Source organism: Helicovermis profundi, assembly GCF_033097505.1.
GTDB classification, from domain to species: Bacteria; Bacillota; Clostridia; order Peptostreptococcales; family Acidaminobacteraceae; genus Helicovermis; species Helicovermis profundi.
Window position 1 is genome coordinate 1,329,720 of the sequence record NZ_AP028654.1, and the last position, 13,750, is coordinate 1,343,469.

Sequence of the window (13,750 nt, forward strand, 5' to 3'; positions counted from 1 at the left end):
AAGTCTCTTTTTTAAGGGATGTGAGAAATGATAATATTCTCTGTAAATAATAATGAAGAAGTAATTACTTTTCCAATAGAACCAAATGATATACCTATTGAAAAACAATATGCACATACTAAATTTTCAACATTTCAAGATGGTGATTTAACTTTAATTAATAAAAATAGTGGACTTAAAGTTGTAACGATAAATAGTTTTTTTCCAGAGTATCCTAATAAATATTCTTTTCAAGAAAGAAACTCTTTAGAGCCAAAAGAATATATAGATTTTTTTAATAAATGGAGTGAAGTACCACTGCGAATCTATATTACTGATAAGTTTGGTAAAGAAAAATTGAATATGCCATGTGTTATAACATCGTTTACTTATAGTGAAGATAAAGCAAAAGATACTATTTATAATCTTAGCGTTCAAGAATTTAAATTTGTAGGTGAATTATGAATTTTAAATTAGAGTACTTAAGAAATAAAATAAGAACTGATATAACTAAGCAAAGTGGAAATGTAGGTTGGACCTCAGATGAAAATTTATTAAGCATTTCATTTGAATTTGAATTTGCAAAAATTAATGATAATAAAATAGTTTGTGGAGATATTATTTATTTTGATGATTTAACTTTAAATACTAATGTGTTTACTGGAATAGTTACTTCAATTAGTAAAGGTGAATATAAAGATACTGTAAGGTGTAACGACTTTGCTTTCTATCTTAACTCTTCAAAAACTATAATTCAATTTAATGAAGTACCAGGAACTAAAGCTTTAAAATCGTTATTTTTAAAATCTAAAATTGAATTTAATAATATAGCTGAAATGAATACTATTATTTCTATGATTTACAAAGATAAATATATAAGCGAAATAATAAGCGATATTTTAAATCAAGTTTATTTAGAAACTGGTAAAAAGTATTTGATAGAAATGGAAGGTAATAAAATTAATATAATTGAACAAAGTTTAATCTATATTGATGAAGTATGTAGATTAGCTTCAAATCTACCAGTATTTAAAATACAAAATGCAATTGAAAAAACTGCTACTGTTAATGTATCAATAGAAAATCTTAGAAACTCGGTTATAGTAACTAGTAAAGATTCTAATGATATGGAGATAATTGAATCTATAAAAGATGAGATCTCTATTAAAAACTATGGATTACTTCAAGAAATAATTGAAGTTGATAGTAAAGATGAATCACAAGCTAGAAATATTGCTAAAACTGTTTTAAATGATTTGAATAAAATATCTGAAATATCAAGTTTAACATTTATAGGAAATAGTAATGTGAAGGCTGGTAGATTAATAAAGTTAAATATTGAAAATATAAATCTTGTAGGTGATTTTATAGTTAAGTCAGTTAATCATAAGATTGCAAGCGGTGCATATACTATGATGTTAAATGTAGAAGGTGTTTAATATGGATTATGATGTAGAACTAGCAAGATTATTAAAAGAACGTAATAACGCAAAACATGAAAGTGCGTTGATAGGAAGTGTAGTAAGTGATTTTCCTGAAATAAAAATTGTTATTTATAATGGCGAAGTACTGCTTACTAAAAAGAATTTATATTTTACTAATACGGTTTTATCACATATTAGAGAAGTAGAATTAACAGGTAGTATTAAAATAAAAGAAATAACAGAAAATTTTACTAGTACTTCTGAATTAACTATTACAGATACTATTAAAAAAGGTGATCAAGTAATGTTAATTCCAACTAGCAATTTACAAGAATTCTTTGTTATTGATATTGTGAAAAAACTGGGGTGATAAATTTGTTTCCAGAAATAATAGAAACGGATAAATTAACTAAAGAAATAGTTCTAAATGATGGAATTGTTTATAAATATAATTTTGATAATCAAAGCTATGAAACGTTAGATGGAAATTTAATTGAGATTGTAAATAAAAGTGAAAAAATAAAGCAATGGTTAGAATTTTTAATTAGAACAGAATTTGAAAGTATAGATATTTATAAATCGACAGAATTTGGTTTATCATTAAAAAAATATATTGGTAAAAAAAACATTCCACTTGGATTAATTTCTTCTGAAATAAAAGAGCAACTTAATAAAAAAATATTTTTAAATAGCGATATAAAAGAAATATCAAAAGTTATAGTTAGCAAATCATCAAGTAAAGAATTAGTAATTAATATTTTTGTTATGTCAGCGGTCGAAGGTGAATTAGAGGTGAGTATTAATGTCTAAATCAAAAGAAGAGATACTAGAAGAATTATTATCATATATTGATAATAAATATGATAAGCGTGTAGGAACTTTGTTTTATGATTTTTTAGCTGCAGTTAGTATTGAAAAAGAGGCTCTATATAAAAAAATAGAAATACTTGAATCAAAATTAGATATTACTAATTTGTCTGGTGAAGAAGTTGATAGATATATTGAGCAAAATTCTGATCAATTAAGACGTGCCGCATCTTTTGCAACTTGTGAGCTTTTTGTAAATGGGAATGGAGTAATTAATATTGGTGATCTATTTGAAACTAAGGCAGGTATTCAATTTGAAGCAATTAAATTAAAAAATATTGTTGAATCAGGATTGATTGAAGTTCAATCAGTTTTACAAGGAGAAGTAGGCAATATTATTGCGAATACCATTACTCAAATACCAGTAACTATACCAGGTATTATTTCAGTTACAAATATAGTTGGAGCAAGTGGAGGATACGAAGCTGAAACAGATGGAGAATTTATTGATAGATTTTTAGATATGCAACAAGACGAAGTAACTCAAGGAAATATTGCTGCATATAAAAAATGGTGCTTAGAAGTAGTAGGCGTAGGTGGATGCAAAGTATTTCCATTAGAAAATTTAAATGGAGAGATAGCTGAAAATAGTTTGCTTATTATAATTGTGGATACTAATAAATTGCCTGCAGATGCAACTCTTGTTTCAGCTACTCAATTATTTATAAATCCATTGGATAAAAATGGACATGGTGAAGGAGTTGCTCCAATTGGTGCATATGTATATGTTAAGTCAGCTACACCTTTAAATTTAAATATAAATTTTACTGCAAATTATAAGGTAGGATATACAAAAAAAATAGTAGAACCACTACTTAGAACTAATTTGGAGACTTATCTGAAATCAATCGCATTTATTGAAAATAATATTTCGTATGCAAAAATTGGGAATGTTGTTTTAAATACTGAAGGTATTGAAGACTATACAAATTTATTTATAAATGATCAGGCAAACAATGTACCTATTTTAGAAAAAGAAGTTACTGTCTTAGGAGTGATTACAATTGACTAATTACAAAGAAAAATTAATCAATCATCTTTCTAAAATTTTAAGAGAAGATGAAATCGCAAATTCATTATTTGACTCAATTAGTAAAGAACTCATGAATATAGATAAAAAAATAAATCTATCATTTTGTGAGTTCTTTGTTGATACAGCAATAGGAAGTGGCTTAACATCATTTGAGAAAAGACTTGGAATAGAAACCAATATATTAAGTTCGGTAGATCAAAGAAGAAATTTAATTAAAGCAAGATTAAGAGGAAGAAAAAAAATAAGTTTATCAATAATTAATAGTATTTGTGAAGTTTGGATTAATGGAGAAGCGAGTAGTGATATTTCTGAAAATATAATTAGCATTAATCTTCGATCTTTTGGTGGTGTTTCTGATGATTTTGAGAACCTAGAGAAAACAATTTTAAAATTAATTCCATGTAGTTTAGCTGTAAAAATTTTAAACGAAATAACTGTTAATAGCGATAAAGAAAAAACATTTCTTGGAAGTATAGTAACACAAGGATATCACTATACATTAACTCCAAATATTAACATAACTTATTCTAGCAATGAAACTATAATTAATGGATCAGTTTCTATTATAGGTTCAAAAATTGAAATATCTTAAATTAAAACATTAAAAAGGAAGGTGATTCAAAAGTGGCAAGTTTTAATTCTACAGTCATTACAAGTGCAGGCCATTCATTGATGGCTAAGATTATGGCAGGAATAGCCACACCTACGTTTACGCAGGTGAAAGTTTCAGATACAGATTATTCGGAACATACTTCAGAAGAACTTGAAGCGTTAACAAGTATTAGTGATATCAAGCAATCTATATTAGTTTCAAATGTTTCAAAAGTAAATGATGCTTCAGTAAAAGTTAGTGCAGTACTTGACAATATAAATCTTTTAGTTGGATATCATCTAAAAACTATTGGACTTTATGCAACGGATCTTGATGTGGGTGAAATTCTATATTCAGTTACAACAGCAGTAATACCAGATTGGATTCCGCCGAATACTGGGATTAATAGTACCAATATAATGATTGATTTAATTACGGTAGTTTCAAATGCCTCAAATATATCTATTGAAGTAGATCCTAATGCTATGGCTACGGTGGCACAAATAAATACGTTAAAAGAAGAATTTAGCAGGGTAATCAACAATAACTGGTATGCAGATAGACCTGCTTATTATGGGAATACGAAATTGGTTCAAAGTACAAAAAATATTTCAGCATGGACTTCGGGGATTGGAACATTGTCTGTCGACAAAGCTAATTTTAAGATTGAAGACAGATGTATCAAATTAGACCAACCAAATAATACATCTGATGATTTGTATACTACATCACATAGTGCTATTGCAAAAGACTTTACAAAATTAAACAATGGAAATGTATCAAGTGATGATGATTTTATTAACTTTATATTCTTTTTAAGTAATAAAAATATGTTCACTAGAGTAAGAATTGTTCTTGGACCAAATTTAGGAACAGATTTTTTTGATTATAGTATAACATCTGGACTAAAAGATGGCTGGAATTATTTTCATATAAAAAAATCCGATTTTACATTTACAGGAAGTCCAAGCTGGGAGAATATAACTGATACTTTATATTCTGCTTTAACAACAATTAATGCAAGTGGACATTCGGTTAGCTTTGAAGATGCTATATTAGTCAAAGCCGACCCAAGTGGATTATATCCTAACCCATTTCAAAAAAATGGTGCTGCTGAAATAAATCCCTTAAATTCTGAATTGTTTATAGGCAAAGAATTTGGCAATATTATATTAAGGAATTTAGATGATGATACTAGTAATTTTTTCAGTTACAGAAGTATTAAATCATATTCATTTAACGGTAAAAAACATATATTTTCGGGAAGAAGAAAATTAATTAGTGTTAATCATGATTATATGCATCTAATAACTCTAAGAGATATTTCTAATGGTGAAAATATAACATTTAGTATTGAAAGTACACGTTTAACAGCTTGGTATGCAACTTTCACAAAAAAAGATGATCTAATTGATTCTATCAATTTGGTTAATGGTGATTATATTGATTATTCATTAGAATTCGATGGAAATGTAGCTGAAATAATAATCAATAAAAATGGAGATTTTGGAAACCCTTATATTTTAAAAGTTAACTATAGCTCATTAGTTAATATAAATGAAGCATATATTTACTTTGGTAATATAATGGGACGAACTAATAATTTAGAAAGTATAAGTGCAGCAGAAATAGCACATGCACATCATTCAGATATCGCAGAAGTTGCTAAGGGGTTAGATATTCAACCGTATTTTAATTGTAATTTATTGAATACACAATTAATACCGGATTCAAGCCCAACTAAAATATTATTCTACGGAAATAATAATGGTGAAGAAAGTAATGGTATAATTCTTAACGAAGATTCATATTTTGTGATTGGTGAAAGTGGTAGATATAATATATATATGCAAAGTATATGGGCGCAAAATTCTACTGGTGTTAGAGATAATAAAATAGTAATTAACGATTCAACATATGAATATGATTCAAAAACAACAGAAAATATTTCGCATTTTAAAAATCCTACTTTATTAAATAATGTGCATCTTAAAAAAGGTGATAACATATCATTTGAAGTATATCAGACTTCTACCACATCAATTAGTATAACAGGGGCAGCTGCTGCTAATCCTGCAACTAAAATATCAATATATAAGGTAGGTGCGTAATATGATTAAATTATATGAAAATGTAAATCCAAATAAACTTGTTGATGAAATTCAAAAAGAAGGTTTATTGAAACAAGAAGAAATGTCATTCTTTCCAAAAGAAGATAGCTTAGAAATTAAATTTAGCAACATCAAAGAAATTTCAACTGATGTTTTAGATGATAATGAACAAGTTATTAATATGATAGTTACCTATCAAAAACTAGAAAAACAAAAATTGATTGAAGTTGTTGACGGAGTTGAACTACCTAAAACTATTGAAGTTTGGAATGGTTTTGATCCTACACAACTATTTGCAAATATTCAAAATGTAATAGATAATCATGATCCAACACCAATACCGCAAGGTAAATCACAATTAGAAATTCTTCAAGATGTTGTTGATAAATTATTGATTGATAGTTTGGGGGTGTAAGTATGTATGAGATGCTGAAAAATTTATATAGTAAAGGAAAAGTTAATGAAGAACACCTTAATAATGCTGTTTTAAAAGGATGGATTACTGAAGCAGAGAAAAAAGAAATTATGGTGTAGAAACTAAGTGTTGAATTTTTGATACTTGGTTTTATTTTTTCTACTACATGTTAAAAATAAATAAAAGAGGTGATTAATAGTGGATGATGGTAACCGAATTTACGAGATGGCATTAAAAAGTTTTGAACAATTTCAAGAAAATCAAATGGAAATAGTAAAGAGCATATCGGAAATAAAAGAAAGGATAATAATTACAGAAGAATCTACTAAATCAGCTCATCGTAAGCTTAATAGTCAAGAAGAGCAAACGAAAACAATTATAAAAATGTCTACCAGTATTGAATATATAGCGAAGCAAATTGAAGATGCGCTAGGTGCTATAAAAGTACACGACGGAAAATTTGTTACTCTTGAAAAGGCGCCAGGTGATAATATCCTTGGATATTGGAAGTTGTTTATTGGGGGGCTGATTGCTGGAGGGACAGGCTTACTAATTGGGTTAATTATGAAAGGTGGAATGCAATAATGAAGATAAAAAAAATAAATATTGTGGATGGAATAATTCAAGATAAATTTGTCGGCGATGTTCCTATTATGATTAAAATAATAAAGCCTAAAGGTAAGACAAACGTAAGAACGCTGATCAAAATAAATGAATGTATAGGTATTACTAATCATAATACAGGAAACATAACTCCAACTGCTAGTGATGAAATGCATGCAAAGTGGCTCCAAAGTGTAGAAAATGTTGATAAAGAATATGTATCAGTACATTTTTTTGTAGATGAAGATTCTATAATTCAAACAGTTCCAATAGATGAGGTAACAAATAATGCTGGTGATGGAAGAGGACCAGGTAATTTTAAAACAATTTCAATAGAAATATGCGAAAATGGAAATGAGCAAAAAGCAGAAGAAAATGCAAAAAAACTTAATGCAGCACTAATACTAACTTATCCAAAATTAAAAATATTTAAACATCAAGATTGGAACGGAAAATATTGTCCAAGAAGAATTTTGAATAGAGAAAATGGATGGAAGAGATTTGTTGGTGATATAAATCAACTTGTAAAAAAATCAAAAGTTGATGAAATAAAAGATAACAGTGTTTCAAATTGGGCTAAAGAAGCTCAAAGTTTTGTTAAAGAAAATAAAATATCAGATGGATCTAGGCCAAAAGATAATGTTACTAGAGAAGAAGTGTGGGTTATGCTTAATAGAATGCAAAACTTAGGAGGTAAATAATAATGTTAAATTTAATATTGAATTTAGTAAAGAACAATTTGCTTAGCATAGTAGTTGTTCTTATTTTTATTCTTGTACTTATTTATTTGTGGAAAAAAGGAAAGAAAAAGAGTATAAAAGATACAATTTTTTATTTTGTTTGCAAAGCAGAGCAAGAATTTGGGAGTAAAACTGGTGAAATTAAATATGTTGCAGTTTCAACATGGGTATATGTAAATATGCCTAAAATATTTAGATTGATTTTTACTAAAGAAGAAATAGGTGGTTATATTGAAGAGGCGGTTGAAAAATTGAAAGAAATATTAGTGTCTGATGAAGAGGTTGATTTGTTACCTTATATTAAATAAATATTAATAAATGCTCATATCAAGCAATTGGTGTGAGCATTTATTATATTTTGTGTTTCACGAATTAATTTTAGAATTGAAACATAAAATATTAGTATTGTTGTATAGATAGTTCATAGAATTATATTTTTGGAATAATTGCGCATTTTTTAAAATATATATAATTTTATATTTAGATATGATAAAATACAAAATAAAGGGTTGGTGTTTTTATGGCTATGAGAGATATAAAAAATGGTAAATTGCTTTATCATTTAACAAAGCTAGAAAATTTAGAATCAATCATTAAAGATGGTTTACTGCCAAGAAATGAATTGTTGAGAAGAAAATCATTATTTAAAGATGTTGCAGATTCTGAAATAATTGATAAACGTAATATTTTAGGTTTAGATAAGTTTACACCATTTCATTTTCATCCATATTCTTCTTTTGATGTTGCGGTTAAATCTAAGTATGAAAATGATGAATTTGTATATATTTGCATAACTCGTAAAGATGCAAAACATAATGATTTCAAAATTATTCCGATACATCCACTTTCAATTGATAAATTAATTTTGTATGATTATGATGAAGGTATGAGAGCGATTGATTGGGAAATAATGCATAGTTACGGAACTGAAAATGAAAATATAAAGCATGTAAAAATGGCTGAATGTTTAACAGATAAGGTAATACCAGCTAAATATTTTCTTAGTATAAATGTTAGGAACGAAAATATTAAGAATTATGTACAAAAGTTATTAAAAAAGTATAATATTGTTCATAAACCACCGCATGTTAATATACAGTGTTGGCTTGATAAAAAAATGTAAGTAGGAGGTGATACCTTGATTTATTATACAACAGGCAATTTGTTAAAGTCGGATGCGTACGCTTTAGTCAATACTGTTAATTGCGAAGGCTATATGGGGAAAGGTATTGCATACCAATTTAAATTAGAATATCCTCAAAATAATATTGCGTATATAAAGGCATGCAAATCAAGAAATTTAAGTGTTGGTAAATTACATCATTTCAAAGAAAAAGAAAAATTTATTATTAATTTCCCAACTAAAGATAAATGGCGTGAAAAATCAAAAATGATATATATAAAAGAAGGTCTTGAAGAATTAGCTAAGTTGATTATAGAAGAGAAAATTAAATCTATTGCTATTCCACCGTTAGGAAGTGGAAATGGTGGTTTAATATGGAGTGAAGTTAGAATTTTAATTGAAGAAAAGTTATCTGCCGTTGCTGATAGTGTAAAAATTATAATTTATGAGCCGTCACAAAATTATACTTCAAAGGTATCTAGAGAACCCAATTTGAGTTTGTCTTCTTTAGTATTAATGCAAATAAAACTTAATTTAGAAAAATTTGATAAAATAAGACTCCAAAAAACAGTATATTTTATGAATTTATTTTCTGGTGAAAATTATTTCAAATTTTCTAAATATAAATATGGTCCATATGATAATTCGATAGCTATTATTAGTAAAAAAATCAAAGAGTTTCAATCATATCATAATGTAAAAGACACTAGCGAAGCATACAGTATACTATACAAGAAATTAATAAGTAATAAAGTTGAAACAAAACTTGAAGTATTAGAACCAGCTATTAATCAGGCAACTATGTATGTTAATTCAATAGATAATGATCATGAACTTGAATGTTTATCTACAGTGGCTTATTTATTAGAAACGAATATTGAATTAACAGAATCTGAAATAGTTGAACAATTTAATAATTGGTCTAAAACTAAATCTGAAAATTTTTCGAATAATGAAATCAAATCATGCTTAATTAAACTTTATAATGATAATATTGTAGACAAAACATTGACAGGTTATCAACTTCATAAATACAATACTTAAAATAAACTTTTGATTGTTAGAATAAGAATAGATTTCAAGCTTAACTTGTCGCCATTTTGTCGCCACAAGTTAAGTTTATATAAATAATATTTAATTAATGTATGTTAATAAAATATATGTGATACAATTATAAACGTTGAAATTAATGTGTTTAGATTATAGTGTATTAATTGAAATAATTATGTGATAAACAATATTTCTAATACAGAACCCGGCTTATAGACCTACTCACATATTGAAAACATTATTTATAAAGAAGTCCTAGTATAGGGACTTCTTTTTTATTTACTATAAAACAAGCTGAAAAATTGATATACTAATATTATTAAGAACAACGCTAATTAAGAATTAAAAATAAAGTAGAAAGAGGCAAAAATGTATTTAATGAATTTATCTAATAGTAATTATAGTTTAAATAAATTTGACTGCAATTGGAAAAATGTTGAAGAATTTTTAAAGAAACATAGATTGGATGGTATTGAAATAATACTTCATGAGGAAGAAAATCTAAATAATATGCCTAGAAATATAGTAAAAGGAATGCATCTTAAATATTTTCCAACTTGGCTTGATAGATATTACTATGAAGAAAAAAACGAAAAAAAAATTGAAGATGATAAATCAAATAATACTCTAGTAAGTATTTTTAAAAATGAATTTAATAATGCTAAAAAACTTGGTGCAAAGTATATGGTCTACCATGTAAGCCATGTAACGGAAGAACACGCTTTTACTTTTGAGTTTGATTATAGTGATGATGAAGTTCTTAGTGCTACTACAAATCTTGTAAATAAAGTTTTTGATGATGACAGTGAAATGCTTCTTTTATTTGAAAATTTATGGTGGCCTGGCTTAACATTACTAGATTCAAAAAAGGCAAAAAGATTTATGGATAGTATAAAATATAAGAACAAAGGAATAATGCTTGATTTGTCACATATGATGATTACGAGTCCAAGTATTAAAACACCTAGAGAAGCATCAGATTATATTGTAAATAAAATTCAAGATCTCGGAGAAATTAAAGACTATATTAAAGGAATACATGTGAATTTATCTCTTCCAAGCACATATATGTCACAAAACCATAAAGAAAAGTATAAATTAATTTCTGAAATTATTGATGTTAAACAAAAATATATAAAAACAATTGAACATATAAAAAAAATTGATTGGCACATCCCTTTTGATGACGAGAGCATAAGAAATATTATTCAATTAATAAAACCAGAGTACGTTGTTTATGAAGTACTTGCGGATGAGTATAAGCAACTTGATGAATATATGAGGATTCAAAATATTGCAATTGGTAGATAAAAATAATAACTTTTAATAGGAGTAACTATGAGAAAAGGTATTTTAATTGTAAGTTATGGAACTACAAATAAAGTAGCAAGAGAAAAATCTATTAATTTAATAGAAAATAAGATTGAGAAATTATACCCTAATTATACTTTAAGAAGTGCTTTTACTTCAGAATATATCATAAAAAAAATAAAGAAAAATGAAAATATTAAAATTGACACTGTTATTAGTGCTCTAAAAAAGATGATTGAATATGATTGTAAAGAAATATTCGTTTTACCCTTATTTATAACACCAGGAAATGAATATGAGAAAATTGAAAAAGCCACTACATTAATTAAAAATAAATTTAAAGTAAAAATAATTCTAGGCTTACCACTATTACATGAAAAATGCGATTATAAAAAATTAATTAGTGCAGCTCTTAATAAAATTCCGATTAGAAAAAAAAATCAGTCAATTCTATTTATGGGGCATGGTACAAGTCATAATTCTAATAAGTACTATAGCGTGCTTCAAGAAAATATGTCTAGCGTTAGAAAAAATGTTTTCATAGCAAATATTGATGGTGAACCTTATTTAGAAGATATTTTAAAAAAAATTGTGACTGAATACAAATCAATAATTATCGTGCCTTTTTTATTAGTTGCTGGAAATCACGTTTTAAAGGATATGATAGGCAAAGAAAATTCTTTTAAATCCATTCTAGAAAAAAATGGTCTCGAAGTTGAGGTCCTTTTAGAAGGCTTAGGGGAAAATAACTTGGTACAAGATATTTTTATAGAATTGCTAGAGAAAATGTTAAATACAGAACATTATATATAATTACTATTGCTAATATTTATATTATAAAATAAAATAATATAAAACTTTATTAAAAAGGAGTAGCTGATGATAATTAATGGAAAGGTTCTTTCGATAAATATAAGTGAAACCAAAGGAGTAATTAAAAATCCAATGAATGCAGGAGAATTTATTGAAAATTTTGGATTAAAAGATGATGCTCATTCAGGCAAATGGCATAGACAAGTTAGTCTACTTGGGGTAGAAAGCATTAATAAAATGATTGAAATGGGTGTAAAAAATTTATCTTTTGGAAAATTTGCTGAAAATATTACTACAGAGGGAATAAGGCTTTATGAAATTCCTGTAGGAACAAAAATTAAAATAGGAGAAACTATTCATGAAATAACTCAAATTGGTAAAGAATGCCATACGGGTTGTGCTATTAAAAATCAAGTTGGAAAATGTGTAATGCCAAAAGAAGGTGTGTTTTCAAGAGTGCTTAAAGGTGGAATTATTAAAATTGGAGATATTATAGAAGAATACTGTGATAAAGCGGTATAAATCTATTACAAAATAGTTAAATAATTATTTATTTTATAATAAATAATTATTTCTATAGTATACTAAATTAGTATAAAATTTAAATTATAAATAGAAGACTAATTGATATTATAGAGGAGTTTGAAATGAAATATACTAAATATGTTGCAATAATTTTATCTGTTACACTTATATTAACAGCTTGCGGTTCTAATACAATTGCTAGTAATAAAGAAATTGATAAAACTGAAACTACGGTTGATAAGGTGAATTCTAGTGATTCAGAAACTGCTAATAATGAATTGAAAATTAAAGATAGCCAAACTATAAAAAAGGAATTTGATGAACTACTAAATAAAAATGGTAATATAAAAGAAATCAATTTGTATATAAGAGAAAATATAGAATTTGCAGATAAGGTATTAGCTGATTATTTAGTTGAAAATATGATTAAAAAACTTGAGGAAAATCAATCTAATGAAATTGACAACTTTTTTAGTGATGATACAGTAGAAATTCAAAACATACTAAGTAAAATTATCGATAGTAATTTCAAAGATTTAGAAAAAAAATATATACTTTCTGGGAACAAAAAATCGGAAATATTAAAATATATTGATAAAGCTAATTTGAATACATTAGTTAAAAATACTTTCCAAAAAGGATATGCACTGTATAGTAGTGAAGGATCATATTATCCAGTGGTAGATTATCAAATTTTAAATGAAGACTATTCAAAATACACTAGTAAAACTATGAAAGAATATTTAAACATAATGAGTGATTTAATGCTTAATACTACAACGGTTGAAGAGTATTTGGCAATAGATATTAATACGCTTGCAAGACGAGCTTTATCTTATGAAAATTTTATCATCAAAAATCCAAATTTTGTATTTATAGATGTAATGAAATCTAATTATATGGTTTGTTTATGGAAGCTTGTTAGTCCAAATATTTTTGATGGAACTTTAGATAATGATTTTAAAATGACTGATGCGACAAGAAAAGCATATGAAGAGATTTTAAGTGGAAATGATAGTATTACAAAAGAATCGGTTCAAAAAATTTTAGAATTTGAAAAAGCAAATAACGGAGTTTTTGGATCATATAAAGATATGGATAAATTTATGAATTTTAGTAATTCGGTAGAAGAAGATGCAAAGCTTAAGTTAAATGTAAAATAGA

General features: G+C 26.4%; 18 protein-coding genes. All 18 read left to right on the plus strand.

Annotation, left to right across the window (positions count from 1 at the left end; translation table 11 throughout):
- Nucleotides 1-27: 27 nt before the first annotated feature.
- The 18 genes from AACH12_RS05830 to AACH12_RS05915 all read left to right on the plus strand — a co-directional run bounded on the left by AACH12_RS05830 (nt 28) and on the right by AACH12_RS05915 (nt 13,749).
- On the plus strand, nt 28-444 hold the full coding sequence (locus AACH12_RS05830; protein WP_338537123.1) for a hypothetical protein: 417 nt from the start codon (nt 28-30) through the stop codon (nt 442-444).
- Nucleotides 441-1,418 (plus strand): XkdQ/YqbQ family protein, encoded by a 978-nt coding sequence (locus tag AACH12_RS05835; RefSeq protein WP_338537124.1) that lies wholly within the window; start codon nt 441-443, stop codon nt 1,416-1,418. Before AACH12_RS05830 ends, AACH12_RS05835 begins: the two co-directional genes overlap by 4 nt.
- A gap of 1 nt (nt 1,419) precedes the next feature.
- A complete protein-coding gene (locus tag AACH12_RS05840; RefSeq protein WP_338537125.1) occupies nt 1,420-1,773 on the plus strand; it encodes a DUF2577 family protein in 354 nt (117 codons plus the stop codon).
- Nucleotides 1,774-1,778: 5 nt separating this feature from the next.
- Entirely contained in the window at nt 1,779-2,213 is a 435-nt protein-coding gene (locus AACH12_RS05845) for a DUF2634 domain-containing protein (protein WP_338537126.1), read from the plus strand.
- Nucleotides 2,206-3,282 (plus strand): baseplate J/gp47 family protein, encoded by a 1,077-nt coding sequence (locus AACH12_RS05850; protein WP_338537127.1) that lies wholly within the window; start codon nt 2,206-2,208, stop codon nt 3,280-3,282. Before AACH12_RS05845 ends, AACH12_RS05850 begins: the two co-directional genes overlap by 8 nt.
- Nucleotides 3,275-3,895 carry a putative phage tail protein gene (locus AACH12_RS05855; protein WP_338537128.1) on the plus strand — a complete coding sequence of 207 codons (621 nt, stop codon included), beginning with the start codon at nt 3,275-3,277 and terminating at the stop codon, nt 3,893-3,895. Before AACH12_RS05850 ends, AACH12_RS05855 begins: the two co-directional genes overlap by 8 nt.
- A gap of 32 nt (nt 3,896-3,927) precedes the next feature.
- Nucleotides 3,928-6,006 (plus strand): phage tail-collar fiber domain-containing protein, encoded by a 2,079-nt coding sequence (locus AACH12_RS05860; RefSeq protein WP_338537129.1) that lies wholly within the window; start codon nt 3,928-3,930, stop codon nt 6,004-6,006.
- A gap of 1 nt (nt 6,007) precedes the next feature.
- A complete protein-coding gene (locus AACH12_RS05865) occupies nt 6,008-6,421 on the plus strand; it encodes a hypothetical protein (RefSeq protein WP_338537130.1) in 414 nt (137 codons plus the stop codon).
- 2 nt (nt 6,422-6,423) lie between these two features.
- On the plus strand, nt 6,424-6,540 hold the full coding sequence (locus tag AACH12_RS05870; protein ID WP_338537131.1) for an XkdX family protein: 117 nt from the start codon (nt 6,424-6,426) through the stop codon (nt 6,538-6,540).
- A 79-nt stretch (nt 6,541-6,619) separates the two neighbouring features.
- Nucleotides 6,620-7,006: a hypothetical protein gene (locus AACH12_RS05875; RefSeq protein ID WP_338537132.1), complete on the plus strand. Its 387-nt coding sequence runs from the start codon at nt 6,620-6,622 to the stop codon at nt 7,004-7,006.
- Nucleotides 7,006-7,725 carry a peptidoglycan recognition protein family protein gene (locus AACH12_RS05880; protein ID WP_338537133.1) on the plus strand — a complete coding sequence of 240 codons (720 nt, stop codon included), beginning with the start codon at nt 7,006-7,008 and terminating at the stop codon, nt 7,723-7,725. The genes AACH12_RS05875 and AACH12_RS05880 overlap by 1 nt, the downstream gene beginning before the upstream one ends.
- A 2-nt stretch (nt 7,726-7,727) precedes the next feature.
- On the plus strand, nt 7,728-8,072 hold the full coding sequence (locus AACH12_RS05885) for a hypothetical protein (RefSeq protein WP_338537134.1): 345 nt from the start codon (nt 7,728-7,730) through the stop codon (nt 8,070-8,072).
- A 212-nt stretch (nt 8,073-8,284) separates the two neighbouring features.
- The gene (locus AACH12_RS05890; RefSeq protein ID WP_338537135.1) at nt 8,285-8,887 is read left to right on the plus strand and encodes a DarT ssDNA thymidine ADP-ribosyltransferase family protein; all 603 of its coding nucleotides are present in this window, start codon (nt 8,285-8,287) and stop codon (nt 8,885-8,887) included.
- A gap of 15 nt (nt 8,888-8,902) precedes the next feature.
- Nucleotides 8,903-9,931 carry a type II toxin-antitoxin system antitoxin DNA ADP-ribosyl glycohydrolase DarG gene (darG, locus tag AACH12_RS05895; protein WP_338537136.1) on the plus strand — a complete coding sequence of 343 codons (1,029 nt, stop codon included), beginning with the start codon at nt 8,903-8,905 and terminating at the stop codon, nt 9,929-9,931.
- A gap of 375 nt (nt 9,932-10,306) precedes the next feature.
- Entirely contained in the window at nt 10,307-11,248 is a 942-nt protein-coding gene (locus AACH12_RS05900) for a TIM barrel protein (protein ID WP_338537137.1), read from the plus strand.
- 27 nt (nt 11,249-11,275) lie between these two features.
- Complete coding sequence (locus AACH12_RS05905; RefSeq protein ID WP_338537138.1) at nt 11,276-12,061, plus strand: sirohydrochlorin cobaltochelatase; 786 nt, start codon at nt 11,276-11,278, stop codon at nt 12,059-12,061.
- A 66-nt stretch (nt 12,062-12,127) separates the two neighbouring features.
- Nucleotides 12,128-12,583, plus strand: a complete 456-nt coding sequence (locus AACH12_RS05910) for an MOSC domain-containing protein (protein WP_338537139.1) — start codon at nt 12,128-12,130, stop codon at nt 12,581-12,583.
- A 125-nt stretch (nt 12,584-12,708) separates the two neighbouring features.
- On the plus strand, nt 12,709-13,749 hold the full coding sequence (locus AACH12_RS05915; RefSeq protein ID WP_338537140.1) for a transcriptional regulator: 1,041 nt from the start codon (nt 12,709-12,711) through the stop codon (nt 13,747-13,749).
- Nucleotide 13,750 lies beyond the last annotated feature (1 nt).

Excerpts from the sequence above, each read along its gene's own strand:
- AACH12_RS05900 (WP_338537137.1), top strand. The coding sequence starts at position 10,307 with ATGTATTTAATGAATTTATCTAATAGTAATTATAGTTTAAATAAATTT.
- AACH12_RS05835 (WP_338537124.1), top strand. The coding sequence starts at position 441 with ATGAATTTTAAATTAGAGTACTTAAGAAATAAAATAAGAACTGATATA.
- AACH12_RS05880 (WP_338537133.1), top strand. The coding sequence starts at position 7,006 with ATGAAGATAAAAAAAATAAATATTGTGGATGGAATAATTCAAGATAAA.
- AACH12_RS05910 (WP_338537139.1), top strand. The coding sequence starts at position 12,128 with ATGATAATTAATGGAAAGGTTCTTTCGATAAATATAAGTGAAACCAAA.
- AACH12_RS05890 (WP_338537135.1), top strand. The coding sequence starts at position 8,285 with ATGGCTATGAGAGATATAAAAAATGGTAAATTGCTTTATCATTTAACA.
- AACH12_RS05850 (WP_338537127.1), top strand. The coding sequence starts at position 2,206 with ATGTCTAAATCAAAAGAAGAGATACTAGAAGAATTATTATCATATATT.
- AACH12_RS05840 (WP_338537125.1), top strand. The coding sequence starts at position 1,420 with ATGGATTATGATGTAGAACTAGCAAGATTATTAAAAGAACGTAATAAC.
- AACH12_RS05885 (WP_338537134.1), top strand. The coding sequence starts at position 7,728 with ATGTTAAATTTAATATTGAATTTAGTAAAGAACAATTTGCTTAGCATA.
- AACH12_RS05870 (WP_338537131.1), top strand. The coding sequence starts at position 6,424 with ATGTATGAGATGCTGAAAAATTTATATAGTAAAGGAAAAGTTAATGAA.
- AACH12_RS05915 (WP_338537140.1), top strand. The coding sequence starts at position 12,709 with ATGAAATATACTAAATATGTTGCAATAATTTTATCTGTTACACTTATA.
- AACH12_RS05905 (WP_338537138.1), top strand. The coding sequence starts at position 11,276 with ATGAGAAAAGGTATTTTAATTGTAAGTTATGGAACTACAAATAAAGTA.
- AACH12_RS05865 (WP_338537130.1), top strand. The coding sequence starts at position 6,008 with ATGATTAAATTATATGAAAATGTAAATCCAAATAAACTTGTTGATGAA.
- AACH12_RS05830 (WP_338537123.1), top strand. The coding sequence starts at position 28 with ATGATAATATTCTCTGTAAATAATAATGAAGAAGTAATTACTTTTCCA.